21 protein-coding genes are annotated in these 17,721 nt (G+C 63.3%); 12 read left to right on the top strand and 9 right to left on the bottom strand.

Going from position 1 to position 17,721, the window contains the following annotated elements; all coding sequences use genetic code 11:
• Positions 1-2: 2 nt before the first annotated feature.
• Positions 3-1,106, top strand: a complete 1,104-nt coding sequence (locus tag ACR65N_RS10315) for a calcium:cation antiporter (RefSeq protein WP_440456930.1) — start codon at positions 3-5, stop codon at positions 1,104-1,106.
• A gap of 212 nt (positions 1,107-1,318) precedes the next feature.
• Positions 1,319-2,545 (top strand): PQQ-dependent sugar dehydrogenase, encoded by a 1,227-nt coding sequence (locus ACR65N_RS10310; RefSeq protein WP_440456929.1) that lies wholly within the window; start codon positions 1,319-1,321, stop codon positions 2,543-2,545.
• Between the two features lie 55 nt (positions 2,546-2,600).
• Here the strand turns inward: ACR65N_RS10310 and ACR65N_RS10305 are convergent, their stop codons facing one another.
• The 3 genes from ACR65N_RS10305 to ACR65N_RS10295 all read right to left on the bottom strand — a co-directional run bounded on the left by ACR65N_RS10305 (position 2,601) and on the right by ACR65N_RS10295 (position 4,568).
• Positions 2,601-2,993 carry a type II toxin-antitoxin system VapC family toxin gene (locus ACR65N_RS10305; protein ID WP_440457316.1) on the bottom strand — a complete coding sequence of 131 codons (393 nt, stop codon included), beginning with the start codon at positions 2,991-2,993 and terminating at the stop codon, positions 2,601-2,603.
• Positions 2,990-3,271 (bottom strand): type II toxin-antitoxin system Phd/YefM family antitoxin, encoded by a 282-nt coding sequence (locus tag ACR65N_RS10300; RefSeq protein WP_440456928.1) that lies wholly within the window; start codon positions 3,269-3,271, stop codon positions 2,990-2,992. The genes ACR65N_RS10305 and ACR65N_RS10300 overlap by 4 nt, the downstream gene beginning before the upstream one ends.
• 94 nt (positions 3,272-3,365) lie before the next feature.
• Positions 3,366-4,568 (bottom strand): pyridoxal phosphate-dependent aminotransferase, encoded by a 1,203-nt coding sequence (locus ACR65N_RS10295; RefSeq protein WP_440456927.1) that lies wholly within the window; start codon positions 4,566-4,568, stop codon positions 3,366-3,368.
• A gap of 306 nt (positions 4,569-4,874) precedes the next feature.
• Here ACR65N_RS10295 and ACR65N_RS10290 point away from each other — a divergent pair, with 306 nt between their 5' ends.
• The 3 genes from ACR65N_RS10290 (at position 4,875) to ACR65N_RS10280 (ending at position 6,908) form a co-directional block, all read left to right on the top strand.
• On the top strand, positions 4,875-5,204 hold the full coding sequence (locus ACR65N_RS10290) for a hypothetical protein (RefSeq protein WP_440456926.1): 330 nt from the start codon (positions 4,875-4,877) through the stop codon (positions 5,202-5,204).
• A 147-nt stretch (positions 5,205-5,351) separates the two neighbouring features.
• On the top strand, positions 5,352-6,254 hold the full coding sequence (locus ACR65N_RS10285; RefSeq protein ID WP_440456925.1) for a DMT family transporter: 903 nt from the start codon (positions 5,352-5,354) through the stop codon (positions 6,252-6,254).
• A 438-nt stretch (positions 6,255-6,692) separates the two neighbouring features.
• On the top strand, positions 6,693-6,908 hold the full coding sequence (locus tag ACR65N_RS10280; protein ID WP_046633016.1) for a cold-shock protein: 216 nt from the start codon (positions 6,693-6,695) through the stop codon (positions 6,906-6,908).
• 126 nt (positions 6,909-7,034) lie between these two features.
• On the opposite strand, the gene ACR65N_RS10275 is transcribed toward ACR65N_RS10280, so the two are convergent.
• Positions 7,035-7,682, bottom strand: coding sequence for an MBL fold metallo-hydrolase (locus ACR65N_RS10275; protein WP_440456924.1), 648 nt, complete (start codon positions 7,680-7,682; stop codon positions 7,035-7,037).
• A gap of 70 nt (positions 7,683-7,752) precedes the next feature.
• The gene (locus ACR65N_RS10270; protein ID WP_430304151.1) at positions 7,753-7,938 is read right to left on the bottom strand and encodes a hypothetical protein; all 186 of its coding nucleotides are present in this window, start codon (positions 7,936-7,938) and stop codon (positions 7,753-7,755) included.
• 380 nt (positions 7,939-8,318) lie between these two features.
• Here ACR65N_RS10270 and ACR65N_RS10265 point away from each other — a divergent pair, with 380 nt between their 5' ends.
• The 3 genes from ACR65N_RS10265 to ACR65N_RS10255 are packed head-to-tail and all read left to right on the top strand — an operon-like array spanning position 8,319 to position 10,926.
• Complete coding sequence (locus tag ACR65N_RS10265) at positions 8,319-8,786, top strand: MarR family winged helix-turn-helix transcriptional regulator (protein WP_440456923.1); 468 nt, start codon at positions 8,319-8,321, stop codon at positions 8,784-8,786.
• 1 nt (position 8,787) lies between these two features.
• Positions 8,788-9,492, top strand: coding sequence for a response regulator (locus tag ACR65N_RS10260; RefSeq protein ID WP_440456922.1), 705 nt, complete (start codon positions 8,788-8,790; stop codon positions 9,490-9,492).
• A gap of 48 nt (positions 9,493-9,540) precedes the next feature.
• The gene (locus tag ACR65N_RS10255; RefSeq protein WP_440456921.1) at positions 9,541-10,926 is read left to right on the top strand and encodes an ATP-binding protein; all 1,386 of its coding nucleotides are present in this window, start codon (positions 9,541-9,543) and stop codon (positions 10,924-10,926) included.
• A 54-nt stretch (positions 10,927-10,980) separates the two neighbouring features.
• Here ACR65N_RS10255 and ACR65N_RS10250 read toward each other — a convergent pair whose 3' ends face one another.
• The 4 genes from ACR65N_RS10250 to ACR65N_RS10235 all read right to left on the bottom strand — a co-directional run bounded on the left by ACR65N_RS10250 (position 10,981) and on the right by ACR65N_RS10235 (position 13,383).
• Positions 10,981-11,322: a tRNA-binding protein gene (locus tag ACR65N_RS10250; RefSeq protein ID WP_440456920.1), complete on the bottom strand. Its 342-nt coding sequence runs from the start codon at positions 11,320-11,322 to the stop codon at positions 10,981-10,983.
• A gap of 16 nt (positions 11,323-11,338) precedes the next feature.
• Positions 11,339-12,157 (bottom strand): pyrroline-5-carboxylate reductase, encoded by an 819-nt coding sequence (gene proC, locus ACR65N_RS10245; RefSeq protein WP_440456919.1) that lies wholly within the window; start codon positions 12,155-12,157, stop codon positions 11,339-11,341.
• Positions 12,157-12,657, bottom strand: a complete 501-nt coding sequence (locus ACR65N_RS10240; RefSeq protein WP_430304157.1) for a type III secretion system chaperone family protein — start codon at positions 12,655-12,657, stop codon at positions 12,157-12,159. Before ACR65N_RS10240 ends, proC begins: the two co-directional genes overlap by 1 nt.
• A gap of 465 nt (positions 12,658-13,122) precedes the next feature.
• Positions 13,123-13,383, bottom strand: coding sequence for an accessory factor UbiK family protein (locus ACR65N_RS10235; RefSeq protein WP_440456918.1), 261 nt, complete (start codon positions 13,381-13,383; stop codon positions 13,123-13,125).
• 226 nt (positions 13,384-13,609) lie between these two features.
• Here ACR65N_RS10235 and lgt point away from each other — a divergent pair, with 226 nt between their 5' ends.
• The 4 genes from lgt to ACR65N_RS10215 all read left to right on the top strand — a co-directional run bounded on the left by lgt (position 13,610) and on the right by ACR65N_RS10215 (position 17,636).
• Positions 13,610-14,452 (top strand): prolipoprotein diacylglyceryl transferase, encoded by an 843-nt coding sequence (gene lgt / locus ACR65N_RS10230; RefSeq protein WP_440456917.1) that lies wholly within the window; start codon positions 13,610-13,612, stop codon positions 14,450-14,452.
• 16 nt (positions 14,453-14,468) lie between these two features.
• A complete protein-coding gene (locus tag ACR65N_RS10225) occupies positions 14,469-15,569 on the top strand; it encodes a class I SAM-dependent methyltransferase (RefSeq protein WP_440456916.1) in 1,101 nt (366 codons plus the stop codon).
• 122 nt (positions 15,570-15,691) lie between these two features.
• Positions 15,692-16,483, top strand: coding sequence for a peptidoglycan editing factor PgeF (gene pgeF, locus ACR65N_RS10220; protein ID WP_440456915.1), 792 nt, complete (start codon positions 15,692-15,694; stop codon positions 16,481-16,483).
• A 1-nt stretch (position 16,484) separates the two neighbouring features.
• Positions 16,485-17,636: a M24 family metallopeptidase gene (locus ACR65N_RS10215; RefSeq protein ID WP_440456914.1), complete on the top strand. Its 1,152-nt coding sequence runs from the start codon at positions 16,485-16,487 to the stop codon at positions 17,634-17,636.
• Positions 17,637-17,721: the final 85 nt, after the last annotated feature.

The following is a 17,721-nucleotide window of genomic DNA, read 5'->3' as shown; positions in this document are numbered from 1 at the left end:
CTATGCCATCACTGATCAGGCAGGAAAAATTCCTTCTGGCCGCATTGCTGGTGGCGATCGGTACCTACCTCGTCGAGCACACGATCCTGGAGGCCGGCAAGACGGCAGCGCTGCTGGCGGCAATCGCGCTCATCCTCGTCATCGTGCTGGTGTCGACGCGCGTTGCCCACCATGCCGAAATTCTTGCCCACAAGGTCGGCGATCCCTACGGCACGATGATCCTGACGCTGTCGGCGGTGGCGGTCGAGGTGATCATCCTCGCCATCCTGATGAGCGACAGCAACTCGCCGACCCTCGTGCGCGACACGATCTATTCGGCTGTCATGCTCGACATCAACGGCATCCTTGGCCTTGCTGCCCTGCTTGGCGGCCTGCGACACGGCGAGCAGCCCTACAATGACAATTCCGGCAAGACCTATGGCGTGATGATCCTGACGGCCATGGGCATCTCCATGGTGGTGCCGGAATTCATCCCGATGGACCGTTGGCACTACTACTCGGCCTTCACGATCTGCGCCATGATCGCGCTCTACGCCCTGTTCCTGCGCATGCAGGTGGGCCCGCACAGCTATTTCTTCAGCTACAGTTACCCGCGCGCCGCGGCCAAGCCGGCAGCCGAGGGCGGCCACGCTCCGCAGGACGGCGCCGAGGGCTCGACGGCGAAATCCATCACCGTGATCCTCATCGGCGTCGTGCTGATCGGCGCGCTCGCCGAATTCATGTCCGCCTTCATGGGCACCGGCCTGGCAGGGAGCGGTGCGCCGCCAGCCCTGATGGCCGTCGTCGTTGCCGGCATCTCCGCGGCACCGGAGATCCTGACCGCCCTTCGGGCAGCGCTGCGCAACCGCATGCAGGCAGTCGTCAACATCGCCATGGGCGCCTCTCTCTCGACGGTCATCCTGACCGTGCCGGTGATGGAGGGCATCGCGCTCTACACGGGCCAGCCTTTCGTCATGGCAATGACGTCCGTGCAGACGGTGATGGTGACGATTACCCTGATCGCCGCGGCCATCAATCTCAACGACGGCGAGACCAACGCCATCGAGGGAATGACCCACTTCGTCCTCTTCGCCACATTCATCATGCTGACCATGCTCGGTCTGTAGCGCTGCCTGCCGCGGCCCGACACGATGTCGCAAACCGTGGATGCGCATGCCGCCGCTCACCGATCGATAAAGCAAACTTGAACTCGCCGTCATCGGCGAAAGGCTGCGTGCCGCCCTACATCCTCCATGTCAGCTGTCATCGATGCCTTGGCATTGCGCAGCCAGATCAAGCGAACGCTCCCCTGGAGCGCGCCAACGACCGGGAGAAGACCATGAACCGCCTGACCCTCGTGCTTGCCGGCACGATCCTTTCCGCCAGCCTTGCGGGCATCCCTGCCATCGCCCAGACGTCCGGGAAACCTGCCGAGACGAAGGCCCCGAATGCGCCGGACCAGAAACCCGCCTTCGAGAACCAGACGCGCGCGCCGCAACCGCCGCAGATGCCGAAGATCGAGACACAGGTGGTTGCCAAGGATCTTCCGCACCTCTGGTCGATGGAGTTCCTGCCGGACGGCCGGATGCTGGTCACCGCCAAACAGGGCGCCATGCATATCGTGTCCAAGGATGGTCAGGCCGGTCCGGCGATCGATGGCGTCCCCAAAGTACTGGCCGGCGGCCAGGGCGGTCTTCTCGATGTGGCGCTCGCTCCGGACTACGAGAGCTCCGGCATCATCTTCTTCTCCTTCTCCGAAGAGCGTGAAGACGGCAACGGCACCTCGGTCGCCTCGGCCCGTCTGGTGGCCGACAGCGATGGCGGCGGAAAGCTGGAGGAGGTGACGGTCATCTTCCGCCAGACACCGAGCTATGACGGCAACAAGCACTTCGGCTCGCGCCTCGCTTTCGGGCCAGCGGGCGAGCTCTACGTCACAGTCGGCGAACGGTCGGACCCCGAACCCCGGGTACAGGCTCAGGACCTGGCAAGCGGACTCGGCAAGGTGTTCCGCATAGACCAGCAGGGCAAAGCGCTGCCGGACAACCCCTTCGTCAGCCAGGACGGCGCCATGGCGGAGATCTGGTCGCTCGGCCATCGCAACGTCCAGTCGTCGACGGTCGACAGCCAGGGCCGGTTCTGGCTCGTCGAGCACGGCCCGCGAGGCGGCGACGAACTCAATCGTCCCGAACCCGGCAAGAACTACGGCTGGCCGGAAGTCACCTACGGCGTCGAATACAGCGGCAGCCCGGTCGGCAACGGCGTGACCAGAATGGCAAATACGGAGCAGCCGGTCTACTACTGGGATCCGGTGATCGCCCCCTCCGGCATGGCGCATTATAACGCCGACGCCATTCCCGAATGGAAGGGTGCTTTCCTGGTTGGCGGACTGGTCAGCCAGGGCATCGTCGTCCTGCACATGGAAAACGACCGCGTGACGCATGAGGAACGCGTGCCGCTCGAGGCTCGGATCCGTGACGTGAAGGTGGGGCCGGACGGCGCCGTCTATGCCGTTACCGAGCAGCGCGGCGGCGGCGCATCGACCATCGTCAAGCTGACCAAGGCGTGACAGGCTCTCTCTGCGGAATATCTGGCATCATGGCGTTTCGGGGAGAGGCATCGCCTCAGAACCGGAACGCCAGTGGATGCTCGACAAGCGCCCGGTCGATCGTCACCAGTTGCAGCCCTTCGGTCTGGCACTGCGCCAGCAGCAGCCGGTCGAACGGATCTCGCGTCGGCGGCTCGGGCAGAACGAGGGCGGTCACATGGGGAACGTCGATGCGGAGGATGGTGAGCCTTCCATCCTCAAGAATGCTCTGCATTCGCTCAAGCGGTACACCAGGATCAAGTTTACCAAGCCGAGATTTGATCGCAATTTCCCACAAGCTGGCAACGCTGACGTATCCGGAAAAAGACGGCGAGCTCAGCAGCCCGTGTAGGACTGGGAACTGTACCTGAAGTCTGTTGCACAACACCGAAATGATCACGTGGGTGTCAAGCAGGCAGCGGACCATCAGGGTAATGGCCTGAGCAGAAAATCCTCAGGCAGCGGATCGTCGAAATCATCCGCAATGTAGGGGAATGGATCTGTCACGCCGAGAGCACGCAGACGAGCCTGCATCGCCTCCCAGTCGATCCCGCCCTTGCGCTCACCAGCTTGTGGCTTCTCCACATGCGGAACGAGATCGAGCAGCGGCTTGCCGTCGCGCATGACGGTCACCGTCGCCCCCTGCTCCACTTCCTGGGCAAGCTCGTCAAAACGCTCATGCACGTCGCGGATCGAAACGGTTTTCATAGTCCCGAAGGTAATCCGGCCCCGTCTGCCGGTCAACGGCAACAAAAAAGGCCCGCCACCGGCGAGCCCTTCATCATTTGTTTGACTGCGTGGCTTACCGGCAGGCGCCGCAGAAGCGCTGGATGCGGCGGCACGCCTCTTCCAGCAGGTCTTCCGACGTCGCATAGGAGATACGGAAGTTCGGGCCGAGGCCGAATGCCGAACCGTGGACGACGGCGACGCCTTCGGTCTCCAGCAGTTCGGTGACGAAATCCTCGTCGGTCTCGATGACCTTGCCCGACGGCGCCGTCTTGCCGATCAGGCCCGCGCAGGACGGATAGACGTAGAAGGCGCCTTCCGGGTTCGGGCAGGTGATGCCGCTCGCCTGGTTCAGCATCGACACGACAAGATCGCGCCGGCCTTCGAAGATCGCCTTGTTCTTGACGACGAAATCCTGCGGACCGTTAAGAGCCTCGACGGCCGCCCACTGCGCGATCGACGATGCACCCGAGGTCTGTTGTCCCTGGATCATGTCCATCGCCTTGATCAACTCGATCGGACCTGCCGCATAGCCGATGCGCCAGCCGGTCATCGCATAGGCCTTGGAAACGCCGTTCATGGTCAGCGTGCGATCATAGAGCTTCGGCTCCACCTCCACCGGCGTCACGAACTTGAAGTCGCCGAAGGTCAGGTGCTCGTACATGTCGTCGGTCAGCACCCAGACATGCGGATGCTTCAGCAGAACGTCGGTCAGCGCCTTCAGTTCGTCATGCGTATAGGCCGCGCCCGTCGGATTGGACGGCGAGTTGAACAGGAACCACTTGGTCTTCGGCGTGATGGCCGCTTCCAGTTCGGCGGCGGTCAGCTTGAAGTTGTTCTCCTGGCGCGTCGGAACGGCTACCGGCGTACCACCGCAGATGGCCACCATTTCCGGATAGGACACCCAGTAGGGAGCCGGAATGATCACTTCATCGCCCGGATTCATCGTCGCCATGAAGGCGTTGAAAAGAATCTGCTTTCCACCGGTGCCGACGATCGTCTGCGCGGCGGTGTAGTCGAGGTTGTTCTCGCGCTTGAACTTCTTGGCGATCGCCTCGCGCAGCTCGGGAATGCCCGAAACCGGCGTATACTTCGTCTCGCCACGGTTGATGGCGTCGATCGCCGCCTGCTTGACGTTGTCCGGCGTGTCGAAGTCCGGCTCGCCGGCGCCAAGCCCGATCACGTCGCGGCCCTTGGCTTTCAGTTCGCGGGCTTTCTGCGAAACGGCGATGGTGGCGGACGGCTTTACGCGGGAAAGTGCATCGGCGAGGAAGGCCATGATGGAGGGATCCTGAAGCTGTTGAACGGCAGGCCGGCTCGGCTTTGCCGTAAGTTTCTATGTCGAAAGACGAGCCCTGTTTCAAGGTCAATCGCAACCCGCATCGGCGCTTTCTGAGGCAGATGGTCGCCATTGCCCCTCGCATAGGCACGATCTGCAAAGCCGCAGCCTGATGCTGCAGGTTAACCAAGGTTAACAGCGCCTTGTTTTTGCCGCAACAATTGCGGCTGACTGCCTCAATCACGTCCTTGTCGCGACGCTTTCGAACGCTCTTTTCAGCTTACCGAAGACGAGAGAGGGCCAACCATGTTTCTGGACGACGAAGACGCCACCGCAAGGATCGGCCGCTGCCGTGCGAGCTCCGGCTTTTGGGTCGCCGTCACGGCGGTCGCCGCCTGTGTGGTGATGATGACCGCCCTTGCCGGCACAGCCCGCGCCGAAGACGTCTCGCATATCTCGCAGGTCATCGCACCGCAATTGCTGCTCGACGGCGGCCCGTCCGCCGATAGCCGGCTGCTCTTCGGCGTCCTGACGGTGGTCTTCTCGATGGCCGCTGCCGGCCTCTGGTTCTGGAGCTTTCGCGGCACGGCAGGTCATCGGACCCGCAACCATGGAAAGCGGATCAGCGAGTCCTGAACTCTTCAAAGTGCCCTCCTGTCATGACATCGCCCTGCCCGGGCGTCACTGCAGCGCGACCGCCCTCATCGGACGCCTTGAAGTACAAATGCACGACTGCTAGAGCCGAACCTGCAGACTGATCAGCTCTCCCGCAGGATCCCCCGCATGACCCGCGTCCAGGCGAACCTCGTTCTTCTTCTCTCGGCGGCCATCTGGGGCGGCGGCTTCGTTGCCCAGGCAACAGCCATGGACCGGATCGGTCCCTTCTGGTTCGTCGGCCTGCGTTTCGCCATCGCCGCAGCTGCGGTCCTACCCTTTGCCCTCATGGAACAGAAACGGATCGGTCGGGCGCCGACATCGGCCGAGATGATCGGTTTCGCGCTTGTCGGCTGCGCGCTGTTTGCCGGCGCCATCACCCAGCAGATCGGGCTGATGACGACGACCGTTACCAATTCCAGCTTCCTCACCGGTCTCTACGTCGTCTTCGTTCCGGTCCTCTCCATCCTGGTCTTCCGCAAGGCGCCGCACTGGATCATCTGGCCGGTTGCCCTGCTGTCACTCTTCGGCATCTTCCTGCTCGCCGGGGCGAGCGTCTCCAGCCTCTCGACGGGCGACTTCTGGAGCATTCTCTGTGCGGCGTTCTGGGCAATGCAGATCTTGCTCGCCGGCCACTTCGTTTCCCGCTCGTCGCGGCCGCTCGCCCTGTCGGCCACCCAGTTCGCCGTCTGCGCCGTGCTGGCAATGGCCGGCGGGCTCTTGCTTGAACCGCTGTCGCTCCAAAGTGTACGTTCCTCGCTGGTGGAGATCCTCTATGTCGGGCTGATCTCCTCAGGCCTGGCCTTCGTCCTGCAAGTCGTCGGGCAGCGGTATACGACCGCCCCCCAGGCGGCGATCTTCCTGTCGTCCGAAGCTCTGTTCGGTGCCTTCTTCGGCGCTGTCCTGCTGGGCGAGAGCCTTCCGGCGACCGGCTACGTTGGCTGCGGGCTGATCTTCATGGCGATGCTACTCGTCGAACTGGTGCCGGAAATTCTCAAGCGCCGAAACAACAGCCGTCGAATGCGCGCTTAGACGACAGCAAAACGTCTTCTCTGGCGTTGCTTGAAGCTATGCTAAGCCGTTCATCCCGTTAACTTATGTCGATGAGTGGGCTATCCTTTTCAGGTGGTCCGCTGGAGGAATCCAGGTTCCGCACGCGAAACGTGCAATATGTTCGACAACGCTGCCTGCCGCCGCAAAACTTTTTCTTGCCAATTTTTCATAAACACAGCACTCTGTGCATGTTCGGGCAATTTGCGAGCATGGGAAGAGCTATAAAAAAGCGTTTCGGAAGCGCCAAGACTTCCGGGCGGGGGACACGGAAGGGTATCGTCGTGAACTCTTCTTATACCCACGTGGTAATACGGGCCCCTTTCCTCCATTTCGAAATGCCTGCCGCCAGCCCCTTGTGGGCGAACATCGTAATGCTGTCCGCCGCTGAACACGGACAGAGGAAAAAGGACCTGATGCATGGCCGAGACTGGCACTGTAAAATTCTTCAATACGGACAAGGGCTTCGGCTTCATCAAGCCGGATAACGGCGGCGCCGACATCTTTGTCCACATCTCTGCCGTACAGGCTTCCGGCCTGTCCGGATTGTCGGAAAATCAGAAAGTAAGCTTCGACACGGAACCGGATCGTCGCGGCAAGGGCCCAAAGGCAGTCAACCTGCAGATTTCCGGCTGATTTGCTCCACGGCTTTCACTCGAGTTGAAGCCCGGCAGAGATGCCGGGTTTTTTTGTGCCCGAAACTGCGCGATGCTTGAGGAAGCAGCTGAGCGACTACGAGCTCACGGCTCACCCTCAGCTGACTTAGATGCCGCGCAAGAAGACGTTGTTGCGCCGCTCGTCGCCGATGCGACTGCCGGGACCGTGGCCGCACAGGAAACCGACCTCGTCGCCCAGCGGCAGCACCTTGTCGCGGATCGATGCCAGCAGCTGCTCGTGATTGCCGCCCGGCAGGTCCGTGCGACCGATCGAGCCATTGAACAGCACGTCGCCAAGGATCGCGAAGTTCATCGCCGGGTTGACGAATATGACGTGGCCTGGCGCATGTCCTGGGCAGTGCAGGACATCGAACTGGTGCTCTCCGAGCGACACGCGATCGCCTTCCTTCAGCCAGCGGTCCGGGGTCAGCTTGCGGGCGGGAATGTCGAAGCCGAGCGCTGCGGCGCGCGTGTCGAGGATGTCGAGGAGAGGTTTGTCGTCTTCGTGCGGCCCGATGACCTGAACACCCAGTTTCTCGCGCAACTCGTCTGCGCCGCCTGCGTGGTCGATGTGGCCGTGGGTTATCCAGATTTCGCCGACCGTGAGGCCCTGCTGCTTGACGACCTCGATGATCTTGTCGACGTCACCACCCGGATCGATGACCACCGCGTCCTTCGTCTCCGTATCGAAGAGGATCGTACAATTCTGCTGGAACGGAGTGACCGGAATAATGCCTGCCTGGAGCTGCCCCATGATGCCTCGCTGATCGACTGGAAATCGATCCGGGTATAGCGCCCTTCCCTGCCGGCTGCAGCGAAAAAGATCAGTTGGAGGAGATCTGGTAGGGGCTTTCTGCAGACACCGGCGGTGCGAGCGAGACGCAGGCGAGCAGCACCGCGGCAATGGCGATCTTCAGCGAAAACACCGTCACCAGCACCGAACGCATCGGATGAGCGGCTTCGGCGCGCGACGATGTCGGATGAAATTCGGCGGACGAGAGCAAGGCCATGATTTATCTCCTGTTTGTTGAAGCTCGCAACGGACATCTGCCGAGAAAGGTTCCGCTCCCGTCACATCGGATTGCGAAACAGTTGCATTCCTGCCGCAGCTCGCCACCGGCGGCGCGCGGCTGTTGCAGCTTCCTCCGCCGGTTGATGATCCGGTTGATGATGTTGCATGGGGAGACAGTCTTGACCGCTGCACATTCGGGTTGATTGTTGAAACGCTTCGCGCTTTATCAGATCTGACGTTGAACGTTCCGCTCGACGCGGCGACGGCGCGGGTACGTTCCGCTCTGCCGGGATCTGCCGGCGCGTTGCGAGCCTTTGAAAGGGATGAGGATTGTCGCCGGGATCGACTGGAAAAGCCGTCAGGAAGGTTCACCCGCCGATGCCCGCCGTCGATGAAAGCAAGATCGACTTCGAGACGATCGAGCTGTTCTTCTTCGCCTATCGCGATTTCGTCTCCGATCCGGACGCCATCCTCTCCAACATCGACATGGGCCGGGCGCATCACCGGGTGGTCTACTTCGTCTGCCGGCAGCCCGGGATGATGGTAACCGACCTGCTCGACACCCTGCAGATCACCAAGCAGAGCCTGGCACGCGTCCTGAAGCAGCTGATCGACAGCGGCTACATCCGCCAGATGGCCGGTGCAAAGGACCGCCGCCAGCGCCGCCTCTACCCGACGCTTGCCGGCCGCGAACTTGCGCTTGCTCTTTCCGAGCCGCAGTCTCGCCGTATATGCTCGGCATTGCAGGACCTGACGGCGGAACAGAAAGACGGCGTCCTGTCATTCCTGCGGGCCATGCGTGGCCGCCGCGAAGGTTTGCCAGTGTCCGAGCAAGAGGTGGACTGAAATGGGTGTTGCGAGCGTGCCGCTTTCCGATGACGCGGCCCACCTGCTGGTGGTGGACGACGATACGCGCATTCGCGATCTGCTCCATCGCTATCTGATGGAACAGGGATTTCGAGTGACCGTCGCCGGCGACGCCGGAGAGGCGCGGCGCAAGCTGCAGGGGCTCGATTTCGACCTGATGATCCTCGACGTGATGATGCCCGGCGAAACCGGCATCGCCCTCACCCAGTCGATGCGCGACAAGCGCGCCATCCCGATCATCCTGCTGACGGCGCGGGCCGAGGCCGACGCGCGCATCGAGGGCCTGGAAGCGGGCGCCGACGACTACCTGCCGAAACCGTTCGATCCGCGCGAACTGGTGCTGCGCATCAACAACATCCTGCGTCGCAATGCCAATGCCGATGTGCCGAAGATCGACCAGATCATGTTCGGGCCCTTCACCTTCTCGATTGCACGCAAGGAGCTGCGCCGGGCGGCGGAAACTATCCGCCTCACGGATCGCGAACAGGAAATCATGCTGCTGTTTGCCTTGCGGGCGGGCGATACCATTCCCCGTCACGAACTGATCGGCGACGATTCCGAGGTTGGCGAGCGGACGATCGACGTGCAGATCAACCGGCTGCGGCGCAAGATAGAGGAAGACCCGGCAAATCCGGTCTATCTTCAAACCGTCCGCGGCATAGGCTACCGTCTCAGCATCGACTGACGCGAGAGATCAGAGCAATCGGCGGCGCGAACCGTCGCAAGAGGCAGAATGGCGATCATCGACACGATGCGGCGCGACATCGGCAGGCTACGGCCGCCCGGCTGGGCGACGTTCGGCCGCTGGCTGAAGCGGCACATGCCGACCGGCTTGTTCACCCGCTCGGTGCTGATTGTCATCATCCCGATGCTGTTGCTGCAGACGGTTGTGGCCGCCGTGTTCATGGAGCGTCACTGGCGGCTCGTCACCGAACGGCTGTCGCAGGCGGTCACCCGCGACATCGCCGCAATCATCGAGATCATCCGCATCTATCCGCCGGCAAGCGGCGATTACAGCGAGATCATCCGCATCGCCCGCGACAAGCTATCGCTGACGCTTCTGGTCGAGCCGGGCGGTCAGTTGCCGCCGCCGCGCTCCAAGCCGTTCTTCTCGATCCTCGACGATTTTCTGGCCGACCAGATCAACCAGCAGATCCGCCTGCCCTTCTGGATCGACACCGTAGGCGACAGCCGGCTCGTCGAGATCCGCATCCAGCTCGACGACAAGGTGCTGCGCTTCTTCACCGTCCGCAACCAGACCTATGCTTCCAACACCCATATCTTCCTGGTCTGGATGTTCGGCACCTCGCTGCTGTTGATCGGCATCTCGATCCTCTTCCTGCGCGGCCAGATCCGGCCGATCCTGGCGCTGGCCAACGCGGCGGAGAATTTCGGCAAGGGTCAGCGGATGCAGGATCCCTTCGTGCCGCGCGGCGCCGACGAGATCCGCCGCGCCGGCATCGCCTTCATCCAGATGCGCGAGCGCATCGAGCGGCAGATGGAGCAGCGCACCGCGATGCTGACCGGCATCAGCCACGACCTGCGCACCATCCTGACTCGCTTCAAGCTGCAGCTGGCACTGGCGCGCGACAACCCCGATCTGGCCGGCATGAGCGCCGACGTGGACGACATGCAGAGCATGCTGGAAGGCTATCTGGCCTTTGCGCGCGGCGAGGCCGAGGAGGATTTCGGCGAGCTGCGGCTGAGCGAGCTTCTGGAAAAGATCGTGATGGATTTCGCCCTGCACGGCAAGACGATGACCTACAGCATCGACGGCGAGGATCTGCTCTCGGTGCGTCCGAACGCCTTCATGCGGCTCGTCGGCAATCTTGCGGCAAACAGCCAGCGCTACGCCAGCCATCTGCATGTCGACGCCCGCCACAGCGCGAAATGGCTGACGCTGGTGTTCGACGATGATGGCCCCGGCATTCCGGAACAATCGCGCGAGGACGTCTTCAAGCCGTTCTTCCGGCTGGACGAGGCCCGCAATCTCAACGCGTCCGGCACGGGTCTCGGGCTGGCCATCGTTCGCGACATCGCCCGCGGCCATGGCGGTAATGTCACGCTGTCGGACAGTCCGCGCGGCGGCCTGCGCGCCGTAGTGCGCGTCCCGGCGTGATGAGCTGGACTGAACTCGTGAAACAAGCGACGGCTGTGCAAGCCGGCGGCTTTCCTACATCATCTTCATGCCGTTCGGCACGCCGCGTTCGACGGCGGCCAGCACGATCGCGCCGCTCTCGTCGGCAAAGCCGAGCGTCAGGACCTCGGAGCGCACCGGCCCGATCTGACGCGGCGGAAAATTGATCACGCCGAGCACCTGTCGCCCGACGAGCGTTTCCGGCGTGTAGTGCACGGTGATCTGCGCCGAAGAACGGCGGATGCCGATTTCCGGGCCGAAATCGATCTTCAGCTTGTAGGCAGGCTTGCGAGCCTCGGGAAATTCCTCCGCCTCGACGATGGTGCCGACGCGGATATCGACCTTCTCGAAGTCGTCCCAGGTGATCTCGTTTGCCATTGCCAGCCTTCCCGTCCTAGCCGCCCAGTTCCTGCGCCCGGTCGCGGGCGGCAGCCAATGCCCGGTCGAAGATCGGCTGGATGCCGTCATCGGCCATCAGCACGGCGAGTGCGGCAGCCGTCGTGCCGCCGGGAGACGTCACGTTCTGGCGCAGGCGCGCCGCCTCGTCCGGCGATTGATGCAGCAGTTCGCCGGCACCGGCCACCGTCTCGCGGGCAAGCCGCATGGCAAGATCCGCCGACAGGCCGAGCTTACGGCCGGCTTCCGCCATGCACTCGACGAGATAGAACACGTAGGCCGGGCCGCTGCCCGAGACGGCGGTGACGGAATCGATGTCGCTTTCGCTCGTCACCCATTCGACCGGACCGCTGACCTTCAGCAGGTCATGGACGGCCGTCCGCTGCTCGTCGCTCACCCGCGCATTGGCGTAGGCGCCGGTGACGCCGCGACCGATCATTGCCGGCGTGTTGGGCATGGCCCGCACCATGGCGGCGGCACCCAGATGATGTTCGAAGAACGACAGCGTCTTGCCGGCGGCAACCGAGACGACCACCGTCTGCGGACCGACCAGCGGACGAAGCGGCGGCAGAACCGTCTCCATCACCTGCGGCTTGACGGCAAGGAACAAGATACCCGCTTCGATGCCTGCCGGAGCGGAGGTTTCGTGGCGTGCGCCGGCTTGCGCAAGCGCCGACATCATTGCCTCGGAGGGCGCTGGATCGATGACCAGGATCGACGAGCCCGGCACGCCGCTCTTCAGCCAGCCGGTGAGCATGGCGCCGCCCATGTTGCCGGCACCGACCAGGACCACCGGTCCTGAGAGGTTGCCCGGCATCAGCACTCTCCGACGGTTTCGAACAGCACGGCTTCCATGGCGCTCTTGGCGTCCATGCCGGACCAGACGACGAACTGGAAGGCCTGGTAATAGGTCTCGCAGGTTTCGAGCGCGTTCGACAGGAGAACCTCGACCTGCTGGTTCGTCGGTTCGGCACCGCCGGCAAGCAGCAGCGACTGGCGGAAGATCACTACGTCCTCCTGCCGCCACAGGTCGAAGTGGCCCATCAGAACCTGGCCATTGACGTGCGACAGAAGCCGGATCACCTCGTTTACCCGTGCATCGGCGACCTTGATGTCGAAGGCACAGGCCAGGTGCAGCGCCTCGAATTCCTCCATCCAGGAGAACGAGACGTTGTAATCGGTCCAATGACCCTCGACGGTCATGGCGATCTCGTCTTCACCGGAGCGCTCGAACGTCCAGTCGTTGGAGGCGGCAACGAACTCGATCATATCGACCGGGTTCGAGTGACGTTCCATATCCATCTCAATGAGGCTCATGCGGCACCTTCTAAACCGGAATGAAAGCGGCATTCGTGTAAGTTCACACACAACGGACGCGGACACTGAACCGGAAATTCACCTGTTCCGATGATCGTCCGCGACCGCCACCCTAGTACCTGCACCCTGTCTGGAGCTTGCGGCCGTCGTTTCGAATCATCATTTAAAATCAGTGTATAGGCGAGGAGTCCCAGCACCAGCCCCCGAGCCTGCATTTTGCGGGGACGACTCAACTGGAGGCCTCCGAAACGGCATCAGCGACTCGGATTAACCGACTCTGCCGTCTCGCTTTTTCGCATGTGTCCACAGGCTGCAATTTTGTTGGCCGAAAACCTGCGGCGCGGCGGTGGTCAACAACGAAAAAAGCGCGTCCCCGCCTGATATGGGGGCCGCGCCGTGTTTGCCGCATAAGGAAGAAGAAGGCGCAGCAGGATCCGGCCGCGAACGACCGCGATCCTGGCCGGGTCAGCCGACCTGGCTGTCGAGTTTCGCCTCGAGCGCTGCAATGCGCGCCTTCAATGCGTCATTCTCGTCGCGCGCCTTGATCGCCATCTCGCGGACGGCTTCGAATTCCTCGCGCTTGACCACTTCCATCGAGTTGAGGATGCGCTCCATCTGCGCATGGATGGCGGTCTCCGCCTCGCGCCGGACGCTCTGCGCCGCACCTGCCGCATCGGTCATCAGCCGCGCGAATTCATCCACCATTCTGTTGGTTCCGGTCGACATGCCATCGATCTCCCGTTCTGTCGCCACGTCCGCGGCGGTGCTCTGCCTGATGCAAAGGAGTTAGGGTCACACGTCCACCCTTGCAAGAAGAATCCGGAGACCGGCTGGCGCAGCGGACACTTCCCTGAGGATGAACGGCCGCTTTATGAGAATCGTCTTGACCCGCCAAAGGCAATAAAGTCATGGTCCGCCGGATATGCGGCACAGCCGGCCGAGGTAAAGTAACTTGTATTCAGCACCCAGTCTCCTCGCCATACTGCCCTTCCCGCAGATCGACCCGATCGCCTTTTCGATCGGCCCGGTGGCCGTGCACTGGTACGGGCTGGCCTATGTCGCGGGCATCCTGCTCGGCTGGCTCTACGCCAAGCGGATGGTGGCGCGGGCCGATCTCTGGCCGGGCGGCGTATCGCCGATGGCGCCGGAAAAGCTCGATGACTTCCTGGTCTGGGTCGCCGGCGGGATCGTGCTCGGCGGGCGCATCGGCTACATCCTCTTCTACGATCTGGGCTCGGTCATCGCCAACCCCATCCGGGCGGTGGAAATCTGGAACGGCGGCATGTCCTTCCACGGCGGCCTGATCGGCACGACCATCGCCATGATCTGGTTTGCCCGCCGCAACGGCGTTCCGGTCTGGAGCCTCTTCGATACGGTCGCCGCCGTCGTTCCCTTCGGCCTGTTCTTCGGCCGCATCGCCAACTTCGTCAACGGCGAGCTGTGGGGCCGCATCAGCGACGTTCCGTGGGCCATGGTATTTCCGACCGGCGGACCGTTTGCCCGTCACCCGAGCCAGCTCTACGAGGCAGCGCTCGAAGGCATCGTGCTGTTCCTGGTCCTGCGGATCATGACCCACCACGTGAAGGCGCTTCGCCAGCCGGGTGTGGTCGCCGGCACCTTCGTCTGCGGCTATGCCCTGTCGCGCATCCTTGTCGAATTCTTCCGCGAGCCCGATCCGCAACTCGGCTACCTGGCGTTCGGCTGGCTGACCATGGGCATGGTCCTGTCGCTGCCGATGCTCCTGGTCGGCCTCTGGGCCGTCTGGCGTGCACGCCGGGCCACCCCGATCCTCTGACGCGACGAGGCTTCCCGTGACGCCGCTTGCCGACAAGATCAAGTCCCTGATCCGCATCAACGGCCCGATCAGCGTGACCGACTATTTCGCGCTCTGCCTCGCCGACCCGGAATATGGCTATTACCGCACCCGCGAGCCCTTCGGCACCGCCGGCGATTTCGTCACCGCGCCCGAAGTCAGCCAGCTGTTCGGCGAGATGCTCGGCATCTTCATGGTGCATGCCTGGCAGCAGCACGGCAGCCCGAGCCCCGTTTCGCTCGTCGAGATCGGGCCCGGTCGCGGCACGATGATGCTCGACATGTTGCGCGTCATCCGCAAGCTGGCACCGCCGCTTTTCGACGGCCTCAGCGTCCATCTGGTCGAGACCAGTGAGCGGCTGCGCGGCGTCCAGCGGGTAACGCTGGAAGCATTTTCGTCCAAGGTCAGCTGGCACGCGGCCTTTGAGGAGGTGCCCGACGGCTTCACGCTGCTCGCAGCGAACGAACTCTTCGACGCCATCCCGATCCGCCAGTTCGTCAAGACGCCGACCGGTTTCCGCGAGCGCATGGTTGGCCTCGACGCAGAAGACCGTCTGGCGTTCGGCATCGGCATCGCATCCATCGATACGGCCCTTCTGCCGCTCGGTTCGGCGCAGACAGCGGATGGAACCGTCTTCGAAGTTGCGCCGGCCCGCCAGGCAGTGATGAACACCCTGTGCGAGCGCCTGAAGCGCAATGGCGGCAGTGCCGTCATCATCGACTACGGTCACATGGTGACCGGCTTCGGCGATACGCTGCAGGCGGTGCTGCGCCACGAATACGACCCGCCGCTCGCCCATCCCGGTGAAGCGGATCTGACCAGCCACGTCGATTTCGAGGATCTGGCCCGCATCGCCCGTGCCTGCACGATCCAGATCAACGGCTGCCTGCATCAGGGCGATTTTCTCTACGGCCTGGGGCTCGCCGACCGTGCACGAGCGCTCGCCAACGGCAAGTCGGAGTCCGAGCAGCGGGCGATCGCCGTCTCCGCCAATCGACTGGCGGCGGCCGGCGAAGGCAACATGGGCGAACTCTTCAAGGTGCTCGTCGTCTCGAGCCCGTCCGTGACGCTGGCGCCCTTCAGGCCGGTCTCCACCTGACCGTTCCGCCCGTTGACATCCTGCGCAGGCCCGGTCCACATTCCGGCCGAACGAAGCAGCTGGCCGGTTTGCCGGCCATGCTGGGCGGCAACGATCCCCGAACGGAATGACAGAAAGACGCCATGCAGGACCACGTGCCGACGCCGATCGAAAGCCCCTTGCTGACCGCGCAGACGGCTCAGGCCGTCCGTCACGGCTTTTTCACCCGCCTCGGCGGCGTCTCTTCCGGCATATACGACAGCCTCAATGTCGGCCTCGGCTCGCATGACGACCGCACGGCCGTCGTCGAGAACCGCCGGCGTGTTGCCGCCTGGTTCGGCCAGCCTGCGGAACGGCTGGCGACGGTCAACCAGGTCCATTCGCCGAACGTGGTGACCATCGACGCCGCCTATGCCGGCGAACGTCCGAGCGCCGATGCGCTGGTGACAGCCGCGCCCGGCATCGTGCTCGGCGTGCTGGCCGCCGACTGCGGCCCGATCCTGTTCGCCGATGCGAAGAACCGGGTGATCGGTGCCGCCCATGCCGGTTGGAAGGGCGCGCTCGCCGGCGTTGCCGAAAACACCGTCGAGGCGATGATCGCGCTCGGCGCCCAGCGCGACGAGATCTGCGCATGCCTTGGCCCGTCGATCGGCCGCGACAGCTATGAGGTCGGGCCGGAACTCGTCGAGCGGTTCCTCTCCGAGGATGCTGTATTTGCCGAATTTTTCACGCCCTCGAACAAAGCCGGCCACGCGATGTTCGACCTGCCGGCACTGACGACACGCCGCCTGCAGCGCGCCGGCATCCGGGCGGAAAATCTCGGCATCGACACCTATTCAGATCCACAGCGCTTCTTCTCATATCGCCGGACGACCCACGCCGGCGAACCCGACTACGGACGACAGATCTCAGCGATCGCGATCACGGAGGAATAGGATGGCCCTGCATTTCGAGAGGAGCGAATATGCCGAGCGGCTGGCACGCCTGACGCAGGCGATGCAGGCCGAAAAGCTCGACACCATGCTGATCTTCGCCCAGGAGAGCATGTACTGGCTGACCGGCTACGACACCTTCGGCTACTGCTTCTTCCAGTGCCTCGTGGTGAAGGCCGACGGCCAGATGACGCTGCTGACCCGGTCGGCCGACCTGCGCCAGGCCCGTCACACCTCTATCCTGGAAAACATCGCCGTCTGGGTGGATCGGGCGAATGCCGATCCGACCCTCGATCTCAAGGAGCAGTTGAGCGAGATGGATCTGCTCGGCTGCCGGATCGGCGTCGAATACGACACCCATGGCATCACGGGCCGGATCGCCCGGCTGCTCGACAACCAGCTCTCCTCCTTCGGCCAGATCGTCGACCAGTCCTATCTGATCAGCCGTCTGCGCCTGGTGAAGAGCCCGGCCGAGATCGCCCATGTAGTGCGCGCCGGAGAGCTCGCCGACGACGCGCTCGACGCAGCCATATCGCTGACCGGCGCCGGCGCCAGCGAGGCGGATATCTTGGCGGCGATGCAGGGAGCCGTGTTTGCCGGCGGCGGTGATTATCCCGCCAACGAGTTCATCATCGGATCCGGCGCCGACGCGCTGCTCTGCCGCTACAAGGCCGGCCGCCGCAGGCTCGACGCGACAGACCAGCTGACCCTGGAATGGGCCGGCGTCAGCGCCCACTACCATGCGGCGATGATGCGCACCGTCATCGTCGGCGAGCCGACGAGCCGACACCGCGAACTCTACAATGCCTGCCGCGAAACCATCCTCGCCATCGAATCCGTTCTGCGGCCGGGCCATACGTTCGGCGACGTGTTCGACACGCATGCCCGGATCATCGACGAGCGGGGCCTGACCCGCCATCGGCTGAACGCCTGCGGATATTCGCTCGGTGCCCGCTTCTCGCCGTCGTGGATGGAGCACCAGATGTTCCACGCCGGAAACCAGCAGGAAATCCTGCCCGACATGTCGCTGTTCGTGCACATGATCATCATGGATTCCGACAGCGGCACGGCGATGACCCTCGGCCAGACCTATCTGACGACGGCCGACGAGCCGCGCAGCCTGTCGCGTCACCGCCTCGACCTCATCACCTGCTGACGGACGGATGGTTATCCCCGCTCGCGGTTGACACTGCCGGAAGCCGAACCGTAAGCTTTCGGAGGGATGCGGGCGAGAAGGACGT

The sequence above is a fragment of the Rhizobium sp. SAFR-030 genome (genome assembly GCF_059415005.1).
The sequence above is the reverse complement of the archived record's forward strand: the minus strand, read 5'-3'. Positions and strand labels throughout refer to the sequence as shown.

Coding starts and splice junctions, on each gene's coding strand:
- ACR65N_RS10215 (WP_440456914.1), top strand. CDS start 16,485: ATGGCCCTGCATTTCGAGAGGAGCGAATATGCCGAGCGGCTGGCACGC.
- ACR65N_RS10275 (WP_440456924.1), bottom strand. CDS start 7,682: ATGGGGCAGCTCCAGGCAGGCATTATTCCGGTCACTCCGTTCCAGCAG.
- ACR65N_RS10300 (WP_440456928.1), bottom strand. CDS start 3,271: ATGAAAACCGTTTCGATCCGCGACGTGCATGAGCGTTTTGACGAGCTT.
- ACR65N_RS10260 (WP_440456922.1), top strand. CDS start 8,788: ATGGGTGTTGCGAGCGTGCCGCTTTCCGATGACGCGGCCCACCTGCTG.
- ACR65N_RS10285 (WP_440456925.1), top strand. CDS start 5,352: ATGACCCGCGTCCAGGCGAACCTCGTTCTTCTTCTCTCGGCGGCCATC.
- ACR65N_RS10255 (WP_440456921.1), top strand. CDS start 9,541: ATGGCGATCATCGACACGATGCGGCGCGACATCGGCAGGCTACGGCCG.
- ACR65N_RS10270 (WP_430304151.1), bottom strand. CDS start 7,938: ATGGCCTTGCTCTCGTCCGCCGAATTTCATCCGACATCGTCGCGCGCC.
- ACR65N_RS10280 (WP_046633016.1), top strand. CDS start 6,693: ATGGCCGAGACTGGCACTGTAAAATTCTTCAATACGGACAAGGGCTTC.
- proC (WP_440456919.1), bottom strand. CDS start 12,157: ATGCCGGGCAACCTCTCAGGACCGGTGGTCCTGGTCGGTGCCGGCAAC.
- pgeF (WP_440456915.1), top strand. CDS start 15,692: ATGCAGGACCACGTGCCGACGCCGATCGAAAGCCCCTTGCTGACCGCG.
- ACR65N_RS10315 (WP_440456930.1), top strand. CDS start 3: ATGCCATCACTGATCAGGCAGGAAAAATTCCTTCTGGCCGCATTGCTG.
- ACR65N_RS10265 (WP_440456923.1), top strand. CDS start 8,319: ATGCCCGCCGTCGATGAAAGCAAGATCGACTTCGAGACGATCGAGCTG.
- ACR65N_RS10240 (WP_430304157.1), bottom strand. CDS start 12,657: ATGAGCCTCATTGAGATGGATATGGAACGTCACTCGAACCCGGTCGAT.
- ACR65N_RS10250 (WP_440456920.1), bottom strand. CDS start 11,322: ATGGCAAACGAGATCACCTGGGACGACTTCGAGAAGGTCGATATCCGC.
- ACR65N_RS10235 (WP_440456918.1), bottom strand. CDS start 13,383: ATGTCGACCGGAACCAACAGAATGGTGGATGAATTCGCGCGGCTGATG.
- ACR65N_RS10295 (WP_440456927.1), bottom strand. CDS start 4,568: ATGGCCTTCCTCGCCGATGCACTTTCCCGCGTAAAGCCGTCCGCCACC.
- ACR65N_RS10310 (WP_440456929.1), top strand. CDS start 1,319: ATGAACCGCCTGACCCTCGTGCTTGCCGGCACGATCCTTTCCGCCAGC.
- ACR65N_RS10290 (WP_440456926.1), top strand. CDS start 4,875: ATGTTTCTGGACGACGAAGACGCCACCGCAAGGATCGGCCGCTGCCGT.